The following is a 22,505-nucleotide window of genomic DNA, read 5'->3' as shown; positions in this document are numbered from 1 at the left end:
CATATGTTTATAATTGGTATATAAAAAATTATACTTTTGTTATCTAAAATTACTACCTGAGAAAATGATGCTCTCGTCTTGATCCATATATTAAAGCTTGAACCAGTCGAAGTTTTTATTCATTAATTTTTAAAACGCGGAGCTTTAGTCTTAATAAAGTTTTATGACTGTTTTCAAATAGTAGAAAAGATATGAGCAAAGCCGTTAAAGAAAAGTATCTGAAATTTGTAGAAATGCGTGTAGAATGTGCTGCATTTTTGATGAAAGGTGAGCCGTATGTCGGGTTCGACGATTACGCCTTGGGTAGTTGGCAACTGGAAAATGAACCCAATGCGTGCCAATGCCAAACAACTTATAGAAGAATTTAAACAACTATTGCAACAAAACGAAATTGCAGATGAAAGCTGCCATGTCGGAGTTGCTCCGGTTTCTATTGCACTTACAATGGTACAAACCCAATTGCAAGATGCTGCAAAAACAGTATATACAGTTGCACAGGATGTATCGCGTGTAGCAGGTACAGGCGCCTATACTGGTGAAGTCAGTGCAGAATTATTAAAAGATAGCCAAATTAATTTTGTATTGGTGGGTCACTCTGAGCGCCGTGATTTGTTAGGTGATAACGTTGAAATTTTGAAGGCAAAACTCCAAAATTCTTTAAATGCAGGCTTAACTGTCATTTATTGTGTGGGTGAAAGTCTCGAACAGCGTGAACAAAATTTGGCAGAGCAGGTTGTATTGCAACAGATCTGTGATATAGCACCTGTAGTGACTGCAGAGCAATGGCAAAAGCAAATTGTAATCGCTTATGAGCCAATCTGGGCAATTGGTACAGGTAAAACTGCTTCACCACAAGATGCACAGGCAATGCATGCTAAAATCCGTGAAGGTTTAAGTCAGATTACTTCTGCGGGTCCAGACATTGCGATTTTATATGGCGGTAGTGTAAAAGCTGAGAATGCAGTCGAGTTGGCAGCATGTCCAGATATTAATGGCGCGTTGGTTGGAGGTGCTTCGTTAAATGCAGCATCTTTTTATCAAATCGTACATGCCTTTGCACAAAGTAAATAACGAGGATAGGGTATGCACTCTTTTGTACTGATCGTACATATTATTTTAGCGGTACTGATGATTGGCTTGATTCTAGTCCAACACGGTAAAGGTGCGGATGCTGGTGCTTCTTTCGGTGGTGGCGGAGCAGCAACTGTATTTGGCGCATCGGGTTCAGCTAATTTCCTTACTCGCCTTACTGCTATTTTAACGGCACTGTTTTTTGTGACGAGTTTAACCTTGGCTGTTTTTGCAAAAAAACAGACGAATGAGGCATATAGTTTGAAATCTGTACAAACAACAGCACCAATTCAAACAACATCGCCTGAAACTTCACCAAATGCACCAAAAACGGGTCAATAATTCGAAATAGGGCTTTCCTTTTATAGTTGGAAGGACTAGAATGCGTCCCACAAGCTGCGGTGGTGGTGGAATTGGTAGACACGCTACCTTGAGGTGGTAGTGCCTTCGGGCGTGGGGGTTCAAGTCCCCCCTTCCGCACCAACTTTGAACCAGAAAGTTGAGTGCAAGCAGTTTTTTGATGCGGGATGGAGCAGTCTGGTAGCTCGTCGGGCTCATAACCCGAAGGTCGTTGGTTCAAATCCAGCTCCCGCTACCAAATTGATTAAGGTGCAACTTAATCAGACAGTATCTAGAAAGTTTACATTGACTTTATTTGATATTTGTATATAATTTTTGCACGTTGATGCGGGATGGAGCAGTCTGGTAGCTCGTCGGGCTCATAACCCGAAGGTCGTTGGTTCAAATCCAGCTCCCGCTACCAAGTTTCTTAAAAGAGGCTCACAGACAAGTGGGCCTTTTTGCACAGTGGACTATTGTTTTCTGTGCTACATAGGGGCGATTAACGCCCTTTTTTATTGGTTATCGTATCGCTATCGTGTAGTTTCGACATCAATTGGTCAAATAGTCATGCTTCACTATAGTAGGTCTGTGTCGGTTAAAACAACCGATTGAATCGCACGAGAATGACGAGAGTAAATGAAATTATCAAATAAATCCCAAGCATTGCATGACTTAATTGTTCCTGCAGTACAAGCATGTGGTGTCGACCTTTGGGGAATCGAGTTTCTCCCACAAGGTAAACGTTCATTATTGCGTATTTATATCGATAAAGCGGTAAGTGAAGAAGATGCTGAGCCAGTACTTAATGAAGATGGTGAAGTAGAACTAGGCCGTGGTATTGGTGTACAAGATTGTGTGCGTGTAACACAACAAGTTGGCGCAATGCTGGATGTTCATGATCCAATTTCGGGTGAGTATTCATTAGAAGTTTCTTCACCAGGTTGGGATCGTCCATTTTTTCAACTAGAACAGTTACAAGGCTACATCGGACAACAAATTGCTTTGCGTTTGATTGCAGCAGTAGAAAACCGTCGTAAATTTCAAGCAAAGCTTATCGCAGTAGACCTTGAAAATGAAGAAATTCAGGTTGAAGTTGATGGGAAGCACGTGCTTGAGATCGACAGCAACAATATCGATAAAGCAAACTTGATCTATCAAGATTAAATTTATTAAATTTTATAAGAAATCGGTAGGTGACTTATGGGCCGCGAAATTCTTACCGTTGTTGAAACGGTTAGTAATGAAAAAGGTGTTAGTCGTGAAGCGATCTTCGAGGCTTTAGAACAAGCTCTAGTTGCTGCAACGAAGAAAAGATTTTACGAAGGTACGCATGCTGAAGAAGCTCAGCTTCGTGTAGAAATTGATCGTAAAACTGGTGATTACAGTACATTCCGTCAATGGACTGTTGTGGCAGATGAAGATCATGAAATGCCAGCTTGCCAAGATGCGATTTCTGACCTTGACCCATCTAAATGGTCAATTGGTGATGTTCGTGAACTCGAAGTAGAATCTATTGAGTTTGGTCGTATCGCTGCACAAATTGCAAAACAAGTTATCGTACAAAAAATTCGTGAAGCTGAGCGTGCTTTAGTTGCTGATGCATACGAGTCTAAAGTTGGTGAGTTAATTTACGGTGAAGTGAAAAAACAAACCAAAGATGGCTTTATTATTGATTTAGGCGACAACGCTGAAGCTTACCTTGCGCGCGAAGAAATGATTCCAAAAGAAATTCTTCGTCCGAAACAACGTATGAACGCTATTTTATACAATGTGAACCGTGAAGGTCGTGGCGCTCAGTTGTTGTTATCACGCGCTAAGCCTGAAATGTTAATTGCTTTAATGAAAAAAGAAATTCCTGAAATTTCTGAAGAAATTATTGAAATTAAAGCAGCGGCACGTCAACCGGGCGTTCGTGCTAAAATTGCAGTGAAAACAAATGACCATCGTATTGACCCTGTAGGTGCATGTATTGGTATGCGTGGTACGCGTATTCAAGCAGTACAACAAGAGTTAAACGGTGAACGTATTGATGTAGTGGTCTGGTCTGATGATCCAGCTCAGTACATTGCAAGTGCATTAGAACCAGCTGATGTTTCAGGCATCGTGCTTGATGAAGATGCAAGAAGTGCCGATATTATTTTTGCAACCAGCGATCAATTGGCTCGTGCAATTGGCTCACAAGGCCAAAATGTTCGCTTGGCTTCTGATTTAACTGGCTACAAACTCGACATGATGCTTGAAGAAGAGTATCGTGCTCGTCAGCAAAATGAAGCTCAGCAATATCTTGATATGTTTGTATCACGTCTCGATATTGAAGAAGATTTAGCAATGGCATTGGTGGAAATGGGCTTTACCTCTTTAGAAGAGATTGCTTATGTTCCAGCTGAAACTTTTGACGAAATTGAGCTTGATGCTGAATTGGTTGAGTTATTGCAAAGTCGTGCAAAAGAAGCAGCACTTACTGATGCTTTGAAACAGCAAGAAAATATTCAAGAACCGAGCGCAGACCTTCTCACTATGGAAGGCATGACTTCTGAGATCGCTTACTCGCTTGCCGCTCGCGGTATTATTACTGTCGATGATTTGGCAGATCAGGCTACTGACGATATCTCTGATATTGAAGGACTTGATCATGAAAAAGCAGGTCAATTGATCATGAAAGCTCGCGAATCATGGTTTAACTAGGAGATGAAATATGACGGACAAGTCGATTAAAGAGTTAGCTCTCAGTGTAGAACGTCCTGTTGAGAAGCTCCTAGAACAGGCTCGTGAAGCAGGTTTGCCTCAACGTACAGCAGACGACATTATTACCACTGAACAACAGGATACTTTAGTCAATCATTTGAAAAAAGTGCATGGTCAGGAAAGTGGTAACACAGGAAAAATTGCGTTGAAACGTAAAACAACCAGTACCGCTAAAGTTGCAAGTACTTCAGGTAAAGCAAAAACAATTAACGTAGAAGTACGTAAAAAACAGGTTTTTGCTAAACCAAACCCTGAACAAATTGCAGCTGAAGCTAAAGCACGTGCAGAAGCTGAAGCTAAAGCACGTGTAGAACAGCAAACGCGTGACACTGCACAGCAAAACGCGCGTCTTCAAACAGAGCAAAAAGCAAAAGCAACTTTAGATGCGATGCGTGCTGCTCATCAACAAGATAGCGCTGCTCAGACAGCTCCTAAAGCTGCTGTAGTAGTGAAAAAACGTGGTGGTGGTACAGTAAAACCTGCACCAAAACCAGCAGAAACATTAGAGCAAAAGAAAGCGCGTGAAGCACAAACAGCTCAGTTGAAAGCAACTGAAGAAGCTGCGCGTCGTAAAGCGGCTGAAGAAGCTCAGCAACGTACACTTGAACAAATGCGCAAAATGGCGTCTAAGTATTCAAGTGACGAAGCTACTACCACAATTCGTGTGATTGATGATTCTCCACTTGCTTCAGGTCTTGTAGGCCAAGCTTATGAAGATTCATTCAAGCAAGAAGACCGTGAAATTAAACGCGGTGGCGCAACCACTAACCCTCGTGCGGGTAAAAAGGGTGGTCGTCGTGGTCAAGAAGAGCAAAGCTTTGTTAACCATAACAAACGTGGTTTAAAATCAAGCCAAGCGAATAAGCATGGATTTGAAAAACCAGTTAAAAAGCAAGTTTATGATGTAGAAATCGGTTCAAGCATTGTTGTTGCCGATCTTGCTCAAAAAATGGCGATTAAAGTACGTGAAGTTATCAAAACACTTATGAAAATGGGTGAGTTGGTTAATCAGGAACAAGCTATTGACCAAGATACAGCAGCACTTGTTGTTGAAGAAATGGGCCATAACCCTGTTTTAGTTTCTGATACTCAAGCGGAAGATAACTTGCTTGAAGCGGCTGAAGAAGCACGTGGTGAGCAAACAACTCGTCCGCCAGTTGTTACCATTATGGGTCACGTTGACCATGGTAAAACATCCTTGCTTGACCGTATCCGTCGTTCGAAAGTGGCGGCAGGTGAAGCAGGTGGTATTACCCAGCATATTGGTGCATATCATGTTGAAACAGACAAAGGAATTATTACATTCCTTGATACACCGGGACATGCTGCATTTACTTCAATGCGTGCACGTGGTGCTAAAGCAACGGATATCGTTGTATTGGTTGTTGCGGCAGATGACGGTGTAATGCCACAAACTGCTGAAGCAATTGACCATGCGCGTGCAGCAGGTACTCCAATTATTGTTGCAATCAACAAAATGGATAAAGAATCTGCTGATCCAGACCGTGTGTTAAATGAATTAACAACGAAACAAATCGTTCCAGAAGAATGGGGTGGTGATGTTCCGATTGCTAAGGTTTCTGCACACAGTGGACAAGGTATTGATGAACTCCTTGACTTAATTCTTATTCAGTCAGAATTGATGGAATTAAAAGCATCTGCACAAGGTGCTGCACAAGGTGTTGTTATTGAAGCGCGTGTTGATAAAGGCCGTGGTGCAGTAACTTCTATTCTTGTTCAAAACGGTACATTAAACATTGGTGATCTTGTTCTTGCAGGTTCGTCATATGGTCGTGTCCGTGCAATGTCTGATGAAAATGGTAAGCCGATTAAATCAGCAGGACCATCTATTCCAGTAGAAATTCTGGGTCTTCCAGATGCTCCAATGGCAGGTGATGAAGTTCTTGTTGTAAATGACGAGAAGAAAGCGCGTGAAGTTGCTGATGCTCGTGCTGACCGTGAACGTCAAAAACGTATTGATCGTCAAAGCGCAATGCGTCTTGAAAATATCATGTCGTCAATGGGCAAAAAAGATGTTCCTACAGTGAACGTTGTTTTAAGAACAGACGTACGTGGTACTTTAGAAGCATTGAATGCAGCTTTACATGAATTATCTACTGATGAAGTAAAAGTTCGTGTAATTAGTTCGGGTGTTGGCGCGATTACTGAGTCTGATGTGATTCTTGCTGAATCTTCAGAAGCTGTATTGTTAGGCTTTAACGTTCGTGCTGATACGACTGCTCGTCAGAGAAGTGACCAAGACGGTATCGATATTCGTTACTACAGCATCATCTATGAATTAATTGATGATGTGAAAGATGCCATGAGCGGTAAACTTGCTCCTGAACATCGTGAAACTATCTTGGGTGTTGCTGAAGTACGTGAAGTATTCCACTCAAGTAAGTTTGGTGCAGCAGCAGGCTGTATGGTACTTGAAGGTGTATTGCATCGTAATAAACCGATTCGCGTATTACGTGATGACGTGGTTGTGTTCCAAGGTGAGCTTGAATCTCTTCGTCGCTATAAAGAAGTGGTTGAAGAAGTTCGTGCTGGTATGGAATGTGGTCTTGCGGTGAAAGGTTATAAAGACATCAAAGTGAAAGATAAAATTGAAGTCTATGATGTTCAATTGATTAAACGGAGTCTTTAATGGCGGGTAGCCAACGCTTAAAGCGCATGGCGGATTCAGTTCAACGCGAGTTGTCTGAGCTGATTCGTCAAGAGCTTAAAGATCCTCGCTTAGGTGGTCTAGTGACCATCTCTGCGGTGAAAGTCAGTGCAGACATGGGTTATGCTGAAGTTTATGTCACCGTAATGGGGCGTGAGCTTGGCGATGAGCAAAGTGAAGCAGCAAATAAAGAAACTTTAGAGGTATTAAATAAAGCTTCTGGTTTCTTGCGTCATGAATTGAGCCGTCGTATCAAGACACGTATTACGCCAAGATTGCGTTTCCATTATGACAAGACGAATGCTTATGGTAACTATATGTTTGGTCTGATCGAAAAAGCGGTAAATGATTTACCGAAACGCGATTCAGACGACGAACAGTAATATAAAAAATAAAAAAGCCACCTTCGGGTGGCTTTTTTATTGGTGGGCTTTTTCCTAGTCTTTAGGAGGGTCCATAGGTGGTTTATTTTGCGAGAAACGCTGTCCAATTTTATAACGGTCCCACGGCAAGGGACGTTCAATTGACTCAGGAACTTCTCCACTCAATGAGCGCAAACGTAAATGTAGCGCAGCTTGAGCAATTAAATTTGCTGAAACTGGTGCGGTAATAAAAGCTAAAAGTGTGATCAGTAGCTCGGCAAAACCAAAGCGGCCTTGAAAAGCAAAAAAGATCATAGACGCAATCAAAAAGCTGCCTAATCCTAACGTACTCGATTTTGTGGGTGCATGTAAGCGCATGAATAAGTCAGGTAAGCGCACCATGCCAATCGAACCGACTAACATAAAGAAAGCACCAAAAACCAGAAAGACTGAAACAATAACTTCCATTACGAACTGCATTTTGATCTCTCCTTAATCGATTACGTGACCAGTTGTGAAGTAACGTGCTAAGGCTGCCGTAGATACGAAACCTAGCATCGCAACCAGTAGGGCTCCTTCAAATAAAGAGGTCGTCATCCAATAAATGCCTAAAACAACAATGAGACAAGTTGCATTTAAGAAGAGAGTATCGAGTGCTAAAAGCCGATCTACAATTGATGGACCTATGACCAATCTGAAGAGACAAAGTAGCATAGAGATTGTAATGGCAATTGAGCTAATACCTAGAGCATAGGGTAGGATGGTCATGCACTTGCCTCCGTTTTACTTTTTACATCAAAAATTTCCATAAGTGGAATTTCATAACGTTGTTTGATGTCTTCAATATCAGATTCGGTATTATCTGTGCTCAAAGCATGAACCAGAATATCGCCACGTTCCTGATCAATACCCGCAGAAACCGTACCTGGTGTTGTGGTAATGATCATCGCTAGTAAGGTATTGACTTGCTCATGTTCTGTCTCTAAAGGTACACGATACCATTTAGGGTGTAATTTTTTAGTAGGCCCTAAAACAAGTTTTGCGACCTTAAAGTTAGAAATAATAATATCCCAAAGAACCACAAAACATAGTTTAACCGCAGGTTTCCAGTGAATATGCGGTGTACGGGTAATAAATGGTTTGACTAAACGAGGGATGATTAAGCCCAAAAGCATTGCAGTCAAAAGATCACTCGCATCAAGACTATGCGCCAGCATCAACCAAAATAAAATGATCAGAACCGAAACAAATGGATGTGGAAACCAACGTTCAAGCAAATGAGATAACTGCATTGTTATGGCTCCATAGGTTTCAATTGACTTTCATCAACAATGGAAGGTGTTTGGAGTTTGTCCTGTTGCTGAATTTGTCGTTGTTTATATTCAGAAATATGTTCACCATTGAACGTATCTTTCGAAATAATATCGGGAATAAGATAAGCATTATGATCTTCAACTTCTCCCCCATATTTAGTTTCTGGCAGATAGGCGGGATCAAATGGCTGTACGCTGATAACTTCCCCATTTTTATCTACTTTAAGAATAGTGCGTTGGTAAAGTGCATGGTCTTGAATCTGTTGTGCGGTGCTTAATGTGTAATGCTGAATTGGTGCAGCAAAGACAACATAAGCGATTAAACCAGCCAGTAATAGATAAATAACTTGATCGTTACGTGGTGGTGCGCGTTCCGGCAAAGCACGATAAAGAATATAAGCTGGATGGATTGGATCTTCTTCTGGAGGAGATGCACGCCAGAATAAGATAAAACCAACACGTGTGAGTGCAATAATACTTAATAAGCTCACAACAAGCACAACACCAATAATCCAGCCTTGATAGCTAGCTTCAACTGTCGCTTGTAAAATGAATACTTTTCCAAGAAAACCACTAAAAGGCGGTAACCCAGCAAGCATCATGGCAATCAAGAAATAAGTCACCATAGCCGCTTTTTCTTGTTTGATTCTTGGGGCAACTTTTAAATGATCTTTGAAATCTCCACGTTGTGAAGTGATCCATCCACAAAATAGATAAAAAGCTGCACCGATTAAGGTACTGTGCACTAAGTAATATAAAGCACCAGACCATGCCTGCGTATTAGACATGGCAATTGCGGTGAGCAAGGTACCAATTGAAGAAAGTACCATAAAGCCGACAAAGCGACGTAAACGATCTGCTCCAATTGCTGCAATCACACCATAGAGTGAAGTAATTAAACCAATAGGCAATAACCAGCTTTTTAAGATTTCTTGGCTAAGCGCATCGTCAAATACTGTTCCATTTACACGTAAAATAGAATAGATCCCGACTTTGGTCATAATGGTGAAAATTGCAGCTACAGGCGTACTTGCAACGGCATAGGTTTTTGGCAGCCAAAAACCGACAGGAAGCATTGCTGCTTTAATGCCGAAAACAACAAAAAGAAGTAAGGAACCAGCGACTGCTAATTTGTGTTGATCTGCTTCAAGTGTTGGTATAAGACGTGATACATCCGCCATGTTGAGGCTACCCACACTGCCATAAATCATACCAAGCCCAATTAAGAAGAGGGCAGAGGCTAAAAGGTTGATAATGACATAGTGAACGCCAAGCTGAAAACGTGGTTTGCCTTGCCCATGTAAAAGCAAAACATACGAAGCCATCAACAAGATTTCAAAAAAGACGAAAAGGTTAAATAAATCGCCTGTTAAAAATGCTCCGCAGATACCCATTAATAAGAAATGCACCATGGCATGGAAATAGCGACCACGGGTATCCCAATTGTCGCTTGCATACCATAGAACTGGTACTGCTAATGCGTAAGTCAGCACCAGCATAAAAGCAGAAAGGCGATCTAACACAAGCACAATACCAAATGGCGCTGACCATTCGCTCAACTGGTAAATGGTAATCTGTCCAGTGCTGGCAAAGCTTAAATATATAATTGCGGTAATTAATCCAGCAATTGCAGAAACAAGACTAATGCCACGACGCCATGGTTGTCGCCAGTCATCTTTTAAAGCACCTGCTCCCGGGTTGCCAAGCAGTAATAATATAAAAGCAGTAAATGCCGGGATGAGAATACTAAAAATAGGCGCATGTTCTTGCCAGAAAGATAAAAAATCAAACATTACGGCTCATCCTCGCGTGGGTCGTATGTCGGAGAGATGTCTTCTTTAGCATCAACATGATCACTACCTGATTCATAACGGCTACGCAGTGCCAGTTGTACAATAAAAGCGGTGGTTGCAAAACCGATCACAATGGCTGTTAACACTAGCGCTTGAGGAAGTGGATCGGTTATTTTTGTTGTTTCAGTTAAAATTGCGGGTGAGCTAATTTGTAATCGGCCCATAGCAAATAAAAATAGGTTTACAGCATAGCCAATTACAGCTAATCCAAGCACAACAGGGAAGGTACGAGCACGTAAAATCAGATAAATACCTGTGGCAACAAGTAAACCAATTGCAGAAGCCAATAAGAATTCTAAACTGATCATGATGATTCCTCCCGATGTGGTACTACAGGACCAGCCATGCTTGAGTGGCGAGAGTCTCCTAATACTGAGATAAGTAACATCGTTGCACCAACCACGGTAATATAAACCCCTAAGTCAAAACTCGCAGCTGAAGCCAAATGTAGTTTTCCTAAAATTGGTAATTCAACATAAACGTGCGCACTAGTCAGGAATGGGCGTAACCAGAACCATGCAGCTACACCAGTAAGCCCAGCAATCGTTAAACCTGAACCAATCCAGACTTCGTAAAGACGGCCTGATTTTGCTTTGAGTAATTGTTCTGTTTGGTCTTGACCTAGCGCAATATATTGAATGATTAAAGCCATTGAGGTGATTAGACCTGCAATGAAGCCACCGCCCGGATAATTATGGCCACGCATAAAAATATAAACACTTACGACAAGTGCTAACGGTAATACCCAAGAGGCTGTAATACGGAACATGAGCGGAGATGGATTAAAACGGTAGGTGAGGCCTTGGGTCATGGTTGTACCATGGACACGCATACCATCCATAAGACATAGTGCACCAATAGCAGCAATGCCTAATACAGTAATTTCACCAAAGGTATCGAAGCCACGGAAGTCAACCAAAATGACATTTACAATATTTGAACCGCCGCCAAGTGGTAAAGACTGCTGCGCAAAGAACCAAGAAATCGAATTATGATCACGGGTTAAAATCAGCCATGCAATCCAGCCTATCCCTAAGCCTCCAACAATGGCTAAAGCAGCATCTCTTAAACGTCTAGAACGAAGAGATTCATATGGCGTTAGCTGTGGAAGTAAAGATAAACTCATTAGTAAAAGAACAGTGGTTACAACATCCACGGTAATTTGAGTTAGTGCCAAATCTGGAGCTGACATGGTGACAAATACCATTGTTACCACTAGACCAATTGCACCACTAATGAGGACTGCTTTAATACGTTCATGATGGAACCACAACATCATCCAGCAACCTGAGAACAGGGTTAGCCAGAGAACGATAGCAATCCATGGGGCATGAGTAAGTTCACGTGTGCCTGTAGTGAGCCCTTGATTAAGTAGCGGCATAGTTACCATGATGACGCTAAAAGCAATGATCAAGAACAAGTAACTTTGCAATGAGCCATTCTCAGTTTTTTGTTTAATTTTTCGGCTGGTGAGCAATAGGTGTTTTAAAAATAAATCAAATAAAATGCGGCCTTGCAATCTGCCAAGATGTGGGTCAAGGTCAATTTTACGAATCATGCCATCTTTTGCCAAAGCAAAATAGAACAGTGAGCCGCCGACTAAAGCAATAATACTCATCACAAGAGGAGCATTGAATCCGTGCCAGATCGCAAGATGAGTTCCTACAAATTCTGGTTGCATCAAGCTTGCTCTCGTTACGCTATTTACCAGTGGTTCTACCAACAAAGAAGGTAGAACACCGACTAGGATACATAGCACAGCAAGAAGAAGGGCTGGTGCGCGCATGCCCATTGGCGGTTCATGTGCATCTTTATTTGGAACGTGTTTACCAATCGGACCGTCAAAAAACACGCCGTGTATTAAACGAATTGAATAACTCACTGCAAAAATACCAGCAAGAGTGGCAATGATGCTGGCAAAGATAACTGCTGAACCTGAAAGATTCGCCAATAGCTCGGTAAAGAACATCTCTTTTGAAATAAAGCCATTGGTGAGTGGCACACCTGCCATAGAGGCAGCGGTGATCATGGTTAATGTGGCAGTGAAAGGAAGTAATTGCCAAATACCACTGAGTTTTCGAAGATCACGTGTACCTGTTTCATGGTCAATGATTCCTGCAATCATAAAGAGTGCAGCTTTAAATGTTGCATGGTTAATAATATGAAAAATAGCAGCAGCAACTGCTAAAGGTGAACCGATACCAAGTAAACAGACAATAAGACCTAAATGGCTAATTGTTGAATAGGCTAACAGCCCTTTTAAGTCTTCTTTGAAAATGGCAAAACATGCTGCCATACAGAGCGTAAATAGGCCAACGAAGGTAACAATATTGTGATAAAGCGCGGCGCCTACAAAAATTGGCAGTAAACGTGCGAGCAGGAAAATACCTGCTTTTACCATGGTTGCAGAGTGTAGGTAAGCAGACACCGGAGTTGGCGCAGCCATTGCATTGGGTAACCAAAAATGAAATGGAAACTGAGCACTCTTCGTAAATGCGCCAAGCAAAATAAGCAATAGCATTGGAATAAATAGAGCATGGGCTTGAATGGTGTCTTTCATGCCCATGATGTCACTAATTTCATAGGTTCCGGTGATTTGTCCTAATAAAACAAATCCACCCAACAACGCCAAACCGCCCATTCCTGTGATGGTAAGTGCCATTCGAGAGCCACGTTGAGCAGCTTCATAATGACTCCAGTAACCAACTAACAAGAAAGATGAAATACTGGTGAGCTCCCAAAAGACTAATAAAATAATAAGATTATTAGAGAGCGAAATACCCAGCATTGCTGCCATAAACAGCATGAGCAAAGCATAGAGTTTGCTTAAAGAATTTTTAGGGCCAAGATAGTAATAGGCGTATATGTAAATGAGGGTACCGATACCGGTAATAAGTAAAGAGAATAGTAAACCAAGAGCATCGAGCCTGAAGCTAAGATTAATCCCCAATTGAGGTAGCCAATCCCAGCTTTGTTGAATGCTTGCACCACCAAGCACAGTTTTAGCTTGAGTCAGTAATAAACCAAAACTGGTTAAACTGACTCCAATTGCCCCTAAAGCCGTTACTCCACGCGAGAACCGTTGAAGCAATGAAACAAGGGTGGTGCCTAATATTAACGGTAATAAGATAATTATCGGTAGCACACTCGTATCCATATGTGATTTAGGCCGAAACCTAAAGGTGAATTTTTAATTTCAGAATAGATAGGAATTCAAAGAGAGTTCCAAGGCTTTGTTATTCTGAAAACCCATCCAAATTAGAAAATAAAGCGAGAAACAAGTTGTATTGCGCAACTTGAAGAATAAAAACGCAAAATGAAATTTATTGTACACTAAAAAAGCATTAAAAATCTGATGTTATTACATGTAGTAACAACATCTAGTGATTTTTAATGCCTAAAAATTTTAATGAAGCGGTATATTTTGCAGGAGCGCTTTTTATTATAAAAATAGAGCTAAAAGTGGCATAAAATTTAAACAGAAGGGCTTTCTTCTGGTGTGTCTCCTGCATGAATCATTCGTAGCAATTCATTTTTTTGTTGTTCATTTAAACCCTGAATTTGCTGAAATAAAACATCAACCTGTGCTGGAGAGGGAGTAGGGTCTATTAAGCTTGGAAGCTGTGCTTCTATATGGGGTACTAATGACTCACTTCTTTGGAGCAATGTATAGATGTGTTCAAGCTGTTGTTTGGTGGTATTTAAATCAAGATGACTAATTTTACCATGCTCTAATTTTAAACATTGATAGGCCGAGGCATGTTCTAGTAACTCTTCACGACTTCCCGTTGCAATAATTTGTAAGCGCGGAAATGCTTGATGGAGTTTGTTTAAAATTTCTGAACAATGCTGTGCATCGAGTTGCGCATCAATCTGATCAATTAATAAAATTCCTTCACCTTCAAGGCAAGGATTTAGGCTTAACGGATTGAGTAAACAGAGCCTGCGGGCAATATCGCCTACTAAAGCAATCCATGTTTTTGTGGTGTTGGAAAGTTGCTGAAAAGGTAGGGTTTGGCCATCATAGTCAGCCATAAGTTGAAGCCGAGGCTGATATTGCAAATATAAGTCCTTGAGCTCTGGCAAAACGATATTTAATGCATTTTTAAGAGCATAGAGATTAGGTGTGGTGAGCTGTTTCGGCTGCCCAGCTAACTCCTTTTGAAGCTCATTTAATAGTTCTGTCTGATCTTCTGGATCTAATTGCTTAGATTTAATGCGTTGTACTAAATGTGCAGCTTGAGCATTTTCGATATCGCTAATTTCACGTAACCATTCAAAAAAACGCGTGAAGGTTGTGAACGGAACTGGACTAATATCATAGGCTGAAATGGCTTGAGTGATGCCGGGTAAATTTTTATTGAGTAGATTAATATCATTTACAAATCGCTCGGCTGGGTAGTAAGCGATTAAGGGTAACCCTTGTAATGGATCTTTTTTGATGACTTGTTGATAAAGGGCCATCGTCTGGTCAAGTTGCTGAGTTTCAACTTGGCTGATTCCAATGCCACTTGAATTTAGGGTTTTAAAAAGTTTCCAGCTACACAGTGAAGAATCTACCTCTTGAGCAGAGGTACTTTCTGGTAAAGAGCCAATTTCTGGTGGAACTTGAAGGGTTACTTCGATTTTTGACTGTAGACGCGATTGAGTAATGTCTTGGTCAGGCATAACAATACCGGGACTACGCAAATCTTTAAAACGGGCAGGGAACCAAGTTAGAGCATGGTAAGTATGTTTGAGCAACATACTTTTACCCGTTGCTTGTTCACCTAAAATTAAGGTAATCGGCTGTTTTTCATATTGAAACTGTATTTTAAGATCGTGAAACAGAGCAATATGTTTAAATTGGATAGATTCAAGTTGCATAGGCTCACCTAATTATGAGCGCTTCAACCAACCGACTTTCGAAGACTTAAAGGCGCCCTTACTTTTAATTGTTGTATCAGATCATAAAGATGATGGATATTTAGACTTACTTTAGCACGAGTACAGGCAACGTAAAGTAATCTTAACTCTTCATCACTAATCTTGTGTTCTAAGCCATTAATTTTAAATTGATAGTCATCTTCAATATGAACGCGATTCCATTCTAGCCCTTTCGCTTTATGAGCTGTAGAGATGACATAATCAGCTTGCTCAAGTGGAGTAATCTTTGCAAGTGCTTTTTTTAGTGGGTCGGTGCCGTGATCATCCACCAGTTTAACCAATGGTTTAATGTCACTTCCTTCATTGGTTTCACAGTATTCATGAACATCGTGCCATGAGTTAAACCATGCTAATTCAGGAACGTCAGTAACTCGTTTGCCTTGTTTTAATAGGCTTGCGGCGTCTACAAAACGGTTTAGTTTTTGATGATCCGCCTGCAAACTCACTTTATCGCCGTGAACTAAGCCTGCCAGTAAAAGTTCCATTGCACGCGCATTGGTACGGCATAAAATCGCATCACGCATTTTGGTATGCGGTTTATTCACTACACTTGATTTTTGGTTTGGATTACCAAGCAAGGGAACAGTTTCATTTAAACCGCCAAGCAGTGCATTGGCTACATCGGCAATCGTTTCGCCAAAACGAAAAGAAGTGGTTAACCGAGATTCTGGCAAGGGCAATTGTTGCATGGCATTAATTGCACCACGCCAAGCATAGATTTGTTGATGTGCATCACCTACATAAATAACTTGAGTATTTTTTTGGCGAAGCAAAATGCCTAGCATTAGAGGATCAGCATCTTGTGCTTCATCAAACAATACATAGTCCGTAGGAATGTTTGGCTCAGACAATGCCCAAAGTTTGAGGTAAATATCATGCCCAATACCAGCTTGATGGTTTTGGTCAATCGACTCTAACCAACGTCGTTCCACAGCAGGGTAAAGGTGATTTTGTAATTCGATAATATCGTCTGGATGCAACCAGTTAGGCGCCTGAATATGTCGAGGTGCCGGATATTGAGAACTCGTTGAACAGAAATAACTTACTGCATTTGCTACAAGACTCGCTAGACGGCTTGGCATTAAGACGTATTTCTCATAACGTCCACCCATCATACGTCGCAGCGTAATGGGTTCTAATCGATATTCTTTAGCAATAAAACTTGGGCTTAGTCGTGGTAGACGTAATTTATCAGTCACACCGCGCGGCACGCTACGAAAAGCAAGCGAGTGAAAAGTACGGCAGTCTACATTACGATGGAATTTGTTTTGTGCTTCACCAGCAATAGCTTTGTTAAATGCTAGATACATACCACGCCGTTCAGGCATGGCATCGCTAATCATTTGTAAAGTGGTGGTTTTACCTGTGCCAGCATAGGCAATCACTTTAAATGACTGCCCAAGACGTGCATTATCTATGGCAATTGCTTGTTCATAGGTGGCTTTAGGTTTTTCAATATTCGACACTGAGTGATTTTAAACCTTGTTGCGGTTAGCTTTTTCAACTAAACCAGATAAACCCTGACGACGAGCTAATTCGTCAATAATAAGTTGTGGATTAAGGTCGAAATAACCCAACATCACAATAGTATGGAACCACAAATCTGCTGTTTCATAAACGAGATCATTTAAGTGAGCTTCCGAATCCTGTACGGCAAAATCTTTAGCAGCAATAATTGCTTCTACACTTTCTTCACCGACTTTTTCTAAGATTTTATTGATGCCTTTTTTGTAGAGGCTTGCAACATATGAAGTATCTGCTTCAGCTTGCTTACGCTCTTGCATCAATTGCCCTAAGTGAGCAAGTACATCGACTTGTTCAGTGGTATGAGCATGATCGTGGCTTTCAGTTTTAGCTTTGTCACCATAAATTGCAGTAGGGTCTTTCAATTGTGCATCGACAATTTCCCAGCCCTGTGGTGTGAGTTTACGATAAAAACAAGACTCACGACCCGTATGGCATGCAATACCACCGTGTTGTTCAATTTGTAGCACAATCACGTCAGCATCGCAGTCCAGACGAATTTCATAAACTGTTTGAAAATGGCCTGATTCTTCACCCTTGTGCCAAAGTTTTTGGCGAGAGCGAGAGAAATAAACAGCCTGATTTTTTTCTGCTGTGAGCGCGAGTGCTTCACGGTTCATCCACGCCACCATCAAAATACGTCCGGTTTGATGATGTTGAGCAATGGCAGGGATAAGACCTTGTTCGTTAAATTTTACTTCATCGAGCCATTGCGTGTTATTCATGAGGAATCACCAAAGAAATATGAACTATAAATTGATTTCAATCAGATGCTAAAAAATAGCTTGTATAGTGTACGGCATCAACGTCAGTTTTAGGAAAAATTCTTTGTCATTTTTGTCTTTGTCAGCGTAATGAGTAGGTTGAATACGATTACTTTTAAAAGTCAGATAGAGATTCACTTTTTAAATGAAAAGCACTGTTTTCTTTAGGCCATTGAGCTACTCGCTCATAATCAAGTTGCTGAAATGGACCAGTCTTTAAACCTGAAATTGTGATTGCCATTTCCTTTCGAAAATAGGGGATTTGATACATCCAAGGGAAAACAAGATCTCTTAGACTTCCCGCCCACCAATGGTCAGATTGATAAAGTGGTGTTAGTAAACGACTGAGAAATTGATAAAACTGAGTAGATGAACGGCGGAGCTGGTGGTAGTGCTGCCAGAGCAAGGGCCAATCAATAGTTTGATGCTTTTGAGCATGTTGTAAGGATTGAGAAAAAGCCCAAGCATCTAATAATGCCATATTTGCACCTTGCCCCAACTGTGGACTCATCGCGTGAGCGGCATCTCCAATCACACCAATTCGACCTTGACCAAATTGAGTCATGACGACATCGCGGTAGTTTGCAGATAGCCATTTAGGCTGAATTTGGCTGTCGTATAAAATCCCTTTTAGCCATTCTGCAACTTTGGGCCATCGCTCTGAGACTTGTTGTAACCAAGTTTGTTTAGCTTGCTCATCTTGCAAGAAGCTTTGTAATTGTGGGGTAGGTAAACTCCAGAAGATACTTGAAAGGCGCTGTTGAGGTTCTGTTGGAATCGCTCCTGTAGGAAGAATTCCCATCATAATCTTTGAGCGATCATAAAATTGATGCAGAATTTCAGAGTCGAGTACTTGGCACTCAGGTACGATACTCCACGCTGCACCCCAAGGGTAGGCTTGGTCAACCTTTACCCATGCTTTGGGGCGTAATTGACTGCGAGCACCATTGGCAATAAGCACGGCATCAAAGCAAGCATCAAACTTTTGATTTTGATGAATTCCGAATAGCCGAACTTCATCATTATGTTCTTCAAAACGCTCAACAGAATGGTTCATGCACCAAGTAATTTGGCTTGAATATTCACTAAGTTTTTGGGTGAGCACATGGCATAAAGTAGCTCGGTGTATACCTAAACCATAGAGATTTGTAGATGCTTCGTGATAGTGGCTGTCGACTAAAAGACGCTTGCTGGGAAGTTGTCCTTCTAAGCCCGTTACTTTTGCACCTAATGTTAGAGCCTTATCGAGCACCCCTAAATGTTCAAATACTGCTAAGCCTGCAGGTTGTAGTAATAAACCTGCACCTACTGGAGATAACTCATCAACTTGTTCAAAAATAGTAACGTTATTACCTTCACGGGCGAGCAAAATCGCAGTGGCTAAACCTGCGGTACCGGCGCCGATAATCGCAAAATGAGGTGTTTTCATTGTTTGTTCTTTTGATGCATTTATGAATGCTAATTTAGCAATGAAAGAACAAGCGATCTATATTTTTAAAAATTAAAGTTAGCCATAAAAAAATCCCTTGCGCGGGCAAGGGATTTAAAACTTATTTCAATATACGCCAAAGCGCTAATAAACTGCTTAGCACAATTAAAATAATAGAAACAAACCAAGGACTAATAATCGCGATGGTGAGTAAAATCAGCATGCTACTGCCGAACATCCAACTGCGGCGTTGTTGATGTTCCATTTGCAAACGAAGTTGCTGCATTTCGCGTAACTGACGGTCTTGCCAAGCAGACTGATTTTTTAAACCATTTAAACTATCAACAATTAAGCTTGGGAAATCTTGAGCACCTAAAAGCAGGTCAGGTAGTTGTTGTCCTAACTCTTTTATATTTTTGACTGGGTTCATATTGGCTTTGACCCATTCAGTCAAAATTGGTTTTGCCAATTTCCAGATGTCGAGCTGCGGATAAAGATCGGTCCCTAGACCCTCGACATGCACTAAAGTCTTGAGCAACAACATGAGTTGTGGTGGAATCTCTAAATGGAATCGACGGGCAATATCCATCACTTGAATCAAGATACCAGCAAAATCAAGTTGATCCATTGGTTTAGACACCATTGGGCCAACGGTACGACGCATTTCACGCGATAGCGCATCTTGGTCTGTACCCGGTGGAATCCAACCAGCTTGATGCACAATTTGAATGAGCTGCATAAAGTTGCTGTTCATTACAGCAAGCAACATGCGGGCAATCGTCATTTGGTCATGCTTAGATAACTCCCCCATAATTGCACAGTCGAGCGCAATAAAGCGTGGATTGCTTGGGTTAATTGTTTCTACAAAAACATTGCCGGGGTGCATGTCAGCATGGAAAAAGTTATCGCGGAATACTTGCGTAAAGAAAATGGTTAATCCTTTTTCTGCAAGTTGTGCGCGGTCCATGCCTAGACGGTCAAAGGTTGCCGTATCTGAAATAGGAACACCTGTAATGCGCTCTGCTACCATGACATCTTTGGTGTCCATGTAGACTTCAGGCACATACATCATGGTTGAGCCAGTAAAATAATGACGCATACGACGGGTGTTATCTGCTTCGATACTCAAGTCCAGCTCATTTAAGATAATCTGACGGTAGTCTTGAATAATTTCAGAGAGATGTAAGGCACGAGCAGCTTCAAGGCGACTTTCTAATGTATTGCCTAACCATGCCAAAATCTCAAAGTCTTGCAAAATTTGGTTGCGAATGTCGGGGCGAGTTACCTTAACAACGACTTCACGACCATCGTGCAAAGCAGCAGTATGAACTTGTGCAATTGAAGCAGCTGCTAATGGCTGGTCATCAAATCGTGCAAACAAGGTATTTACGTCAGCTTTTAATGATTCTTGAATACGTTGTTTGGCAACATTGCTATCAAAAGGTTTTACCTGATCTTGAAGTAAGACCAATTGAGCGAGTATTTCAGGTGGAATCAAATCACGTCGAGTTGACAATAATTGTCCAAGCTTAATTGCAAGCGGCCCCATCTCTTCCAAAGCTTCTTTGAGCTTTAAAGGATTTTTACGTTCGCGACTAGACCATGCAGCTGGGTGCATTTTAATAACACTTAATGCACGTTGAGCTTTAACTGGTAATTCATCCGCAGGGAACAACGTATCGAGTCTATAGTGCGCTGCAATACGCCAAAGTTCGAGTAAACGTGAAACGTGCGGAATCATATACGGTCTTACCTAGTCTTGAGAGGGTTGTAGTTGTGTGTTGAGTTGCTGCAATCTTGCTTCTAGACGGTCAATGTCTTGATTAAGCTTGCGGGTTGCTTGAGTTAAATCATCCATTTCCCAACGAGGGGTAAATAGACCGCTGTCTTCTTTTAATGCATCTTCTGCAAAAAATAGATGACTTTGAAGAGAGCGTTTCAAATGTTTTGGTGCAAGTTGAATCTTGCCAATTTCGTGGGCGAGTTGAGGACCTACCCATCTTGATAAGTGCGCAGCTAAATCTGGTTCAGCTTGCTGCATAATCTTTTGAATATCCTGTAGCAGATGGTAGTCACCTTGCAATGGAATATTGCCAATCTGATCTGGATCGCTGACCAATAATTTAATCAGTTCGACGACATCTTTAACATGCAAAGTTGCTGTTGCTTCAGAAATTTTGAATTGCGCATCAAAAGGGCGTTGTTCAAAAATAGAAGGCTTTTCACTGTGCCCTGTTGCAGTAGGTTCAAGACGTACTTTTTCTTGGTCAAAGAATACATCGACAGAAAGCTGAGGGCTATCAATCACAACACGCAGCATTTTGCCCTGTAACTGATTAAGCTGAATGCGTGTAACCGCATCCAGATCGATCAGATGATGAATGATACGTTCGACTGCACCGAGTGCCAGAATCGACCACATATCGTTATCCCTTACAGTTTGAAGCCGCGGTGAACGGCAACGATACCAGCAGTAAGGTTGTGATAGTCACAGTTCTGGAAGCCGGCATTTTCCATCATACCTTTTAAGGTGCGTTGGTCTGGATGCATACGAATTGATTCAGCCAAATATTTATAACTTTCTGAGTCATTCGCAACCAATTTACCCATAATCGGTAAAGCAGTGAATGAATAGAGGTCATAAAGTTTTGAGAATGGCTCAAATACAGGCTTAGAAAACTCAAGAATAAGTAAACGACCACCTGGCTTCAATACACGGAACATAGATGCAAGCGCTGCATCTTTATCTGTTACGTTGCGTAAACCAAAGCTAATGGTGAGTAAGTCAAAGCTGTTATCTGCAAAAGGTTCTAAAGTTTCTGCATTGGCAAGTACGAAATCAACATTGGTACAGCCTGCGTCAATTAGGCGGTCGCGACCAACATTCAGCATAGATTCGTTAATGTCTGAAAGAACGACATGACCTTGAGGACCAACTTCACGGCTGAATACTTTCGCTAAATCGCCTGTACCACCAGCAATATCTAACACGTGTTGACCACGGCGTACGCCAGACATGTTAATTGCGAAGCGTTTCCAGAGGCGGTGAATACCAAATGACATTAAGTCATTCATCAAATCATATTTGCTTGCAACCGAGTGGAATACTTCTGCAACTTTTTGAGCTTTATCTTCAGTTCTAACAGTTGAATAACCGAAGTGTGTTGTTTCACCAACGTTGCCAGTATTGCCAGCACCACGTGGTAAATTATATTTCGGTACAGAACCATTAACCGGTGTATCGGTTAAGGTTTGTTGTAAAGATTGTTGTTGCCCTTGAGGGGTACCTGACGGTAAAGGTGAGCTTAGGAATGGGCTAACTTTGTCTGAACTTTGTGCCTGCTCAGTTGGAGATGTTGGCTTTTGGTTTTCGTTAGACATATTGTCTCTCCTAGACTCAAACTCAAGTGAAACGGAATAAGTTCTGCATGATGACAGATTTTGTCTATTTTTACAGGCATCATCATGCAAATATAATGAATAAAATCTCAACTTCGTAAGGTTGATT

General features: G+C 41.3%; 19 protein-coding genes and 3 tRNA genes. 9 read left to right on the top strand and 13 right to left on the bottom strand.

Translation table 11 applies throughout. The annotated features are described in order from the left end of the window. Positions 1-276: 276 nt before the first annotated feature. From tpiA to ACS604_RS10930, 9 genes are all read left to right on the top strand, one after another. Positions 277-1,071: a triose-phosphate isomerase gene (tpiA, locus tag ACS604_RS10970; protein ID WP_312824127.1), complete on the top strand. Its 795-nt coding sequence runs from the start codon at positions 277-279 to the stop codon at positions 1,069-1,071. Between the two features lie 12 nt (positions 1,072-1,083). Next, complete coding sequence (gene secG / locus ACS604_RS10965) at positions 1,084-1,413, top strand: preprotein translocase subunit SecG (protein WP_312824125.1); 330 nt, start codon at positions 1,084-1,086, stop codon at positions 1,411-1,413. Between the two features lie 56 nt (positions 1,414-1,469). Beyond that, a tRNA-Leu gene (locus tag ACS604_RS10960) sits at positions 1,470-1,554 on the top strand. A gap of 38 nt (positions 1,555-1,592) precedes the next feature. Next, positions 1,593-1,669: transfer RNA gene (locus ACS604_RS10955), tRNA-Met, on the top strand. 88 nt (positions 1,670-1,757) lie between these two features. After that, a tRNA-Met gene (locus ACS604_RS10950) sits at positions 1,758-1,834 on the top strand. Between the two features lie 215 nt (positions 1,835-2,049). Further along, positions 2,050-2,577 (top strand): ribosome maturation factor RimP, encoded by a 528-nt coding sequence (gene rimP, locus ACS604_RS10945; RefSeq protein WP_004795010.1) that lies wholly within the window; start codon positions 2,050-2,052, stop codon positions 2,575-2,577. A 36-nt stretch (positions 2,578-2,613) separates the two neighbouring features. Next, positions 2,614-4,098, top strand: a complete 1,485-nt coding sequence (gene nusA, locus ACS604_RS10940; RefSeq protein WP_003654584.1) for a transcription termination factor NusA — start codon at positions 2,614-2,616, stop codon at positions 4,096-4,098. Between the two features lie 10 nt (positions 4,099-4,108). Then, entirely contained in the window at positions 4,109-6,808 is a 2,700-nt protein-coding gene (gene infB, locus ACS604_RS10935; RefSeq protein ID WP_004795007.1) for a translation initiation factor IF-2, read from the top strand. After that, on the top strand, positions 6,808-7,209 hold the full coding sequence (locus ACS604_RS10930; RefSeq protein ID WP_004795004.1) for a ribosome-binding factor A: 402 nt from the start codon (positions 6,808-6,810) through the stop codon (positions 7,207-7,209). The genes infB and ACS604_RS10930 overlap by 1 nt, the downstream gene beginning before the upstream one ends. A gap of 54 nt (positions 7,210-7,263) precedes the next feature. Here the strand turns inward: ACS604_RS10930 and ACS604_RS10925 are convergent, their stop codons facing one another. The 13 genes from ACS604_RS10925 to ubiE all read right to left on the bottom strand — a co-directional run bounded on the left by ACS604_RS10925 (position 7,264) and on the right by ubiE (position 22,378). Then, positions 7,264-7,668: a Na+/H+ antiporter subunit G gene (locus ACS604_RS10925; RefSeq protein WP_004795003.1), complete on the bottom strand. Its 405-nt coding sequence runs from the start codon at positions 7,666-7,668 to the stop codon at positions 7,264-7,266. Positions 7,669-7,680: 12 nt separating this feature from the next. Further along, the gene (locus ACS604_RS10920) at positions 7,681-7,956 is read right to left on the bottom strand and encodes a monovalent cation/H+ antiporter subunit F (protein ID WP_004795001.1); all 276 of its coding nucleotides are present in this window, start codon (positions 7,954-7,956) and stop codon (positions 7,681-7,683) included. Then, positions 7,953-8,480: a Na+/H+ antiporter subunit E gene (locus tag ACS604_RS10915; RefSeq protein ID WP_151964076.1), complete on the bottom strand. Its 528-nt coding sequence runs from the start codon at positions 8,478-8,480 to the stop codon at positions 7,953-7,955. The genes ACS604_RS10920 and ACS604_RS10915 overlap by 4 nt, the downstream gene beginning before the upstream one ends. A 2-nt stretch (positions 8,481-8,482) precedes the next feature. Beyond that, positions 8,483-10,294 carry a monovalent cation/H+ antiporter subunit D gene (locus tag ACS604_RS10910; RefSeq protein WP_151964075.1) on the bottom strand — a complete coding sequence of 604 codons (1,812 nt, stop codon included), beginning with the start codon at positions 10,292-10,294 and terminating at the stop codon, positions 8,483-8,485. Then, positions 10,294-10,662, bottom strand: a complete 369-nt coding sequence (locus ACS604_RS10905; protein ID WP_003654595.1) for a Na+/H+ antiporter subunit C — start codon at positions 10,660-10,662, stop codon at positions 10,294-10,296. Before ACS604_RS10905 ends, ACS604_RS10910 begins: the two co-directional genes overlap by 1 nt. Continuing rightward, entirely contained in the window at positions 10,659-13,511 is a 2,853-nt protein-coding gene (locus tag ACS604_RS10900; RefSeq protein ID WP_474771762.1) for a monovalent cation/H+ antiporter subunit A, read from the bottom strand. Before ACS604_RS10900 ends, ACS604_RS10905 begins: the two co-directional genes overlap by 4 nt. Before the next feature lie 317 nt (positions 13,512-13,828). After that, positions 13,829-15,220, bottom strand: a complete 1,392-nt coding sequence (locus ACS604_RS10895; RefSeq protein WP_474771760.1) for an AAA family ATPase — start codon at positions 15,218-15,220, stop codon at positions 13,829-13,831. Between the two features lie 23 nt (positions 15,221-15,243). After that, positions 15,244-16,746, bottom strand: a complete 1,503-nt coding sequence (locus tag ACS604_RS10890; protein ID WP_004794991.1) for a UvrD-helicase domain-containing protein — start codon at positions 16,744-16,746, stop codon at positions 15,244-15,246. Between the two features lie 9 nt (positions 16,747-16,755). Further along, entirely contained in the window at positions 16,756-17,529 is a 774-nt protein-coding gene (gene hisIE, locus ACS604_RS10885; protein WP_151964071.1) for a bifunctional phosphoribosyl-AMP cyclohydrolase/phosphoribosyl-ATP diphosphatase HisIE, read from the bottom strand. A gap of 154 nt (positions 17,530-17,683) precedes the next feature. Further along, positions 17,684-18,997, bottom strand: a complete 1,314-nt coding sequence (locus ACS604_RS10880) for an FAD-dependent oxidoreductase (RefSeq protein ID WP_296516357.1) — start codon at positions 18,995-18,997, stop codon at positions 17,684-17,686. 121 nt (positions 18,998-19,118) lie between these two features. After that, entirely contained in the window at positions 19,119-20,738 is a 1,620-nt protein-coding gene (locus ACS604_RS10875) for an ABC1 kinase family protein (protein WP_004794982.1), read from the bottom strand. 12 nt (positions 20,739-20,750) lie between these two features. Next, complete coding sequence (locus ACS604_RS10870; protein ID WP_474771758.1) at positions 20,751-21,419, bottom strand: ubiquinone biosynthesis accessory factor UbiJ; 669 nt, start codon at positions 21,417-21,419, stop codon at positions 20,751-20,753. Between the two features lie 11 nt (positions 21,420-21,430). Beyond that, a complete protein-coding gene (gene ubiE / locus ACS604_RS10865; protein ID WP_005301878.1) occupies positions 21,431-22,378 on the bottom strand; it encodes a bifunctional demethylmenaquinone methyltransferase/2-methoxy-6-polyprenyl-1,4-benzoquinol methylase UbiE in 948 nt (315 codons plus the stop codon). Between the last annotated feature and the right edge of the window lie 127 nt (positions 22,379-22,505).

This window comes from Acinetobacter sp. Li1LvA2, from assembly GCF_056156705.1.
This window is presented reverse-complemented; position numbering and strand designations above follow the sequence as displayed.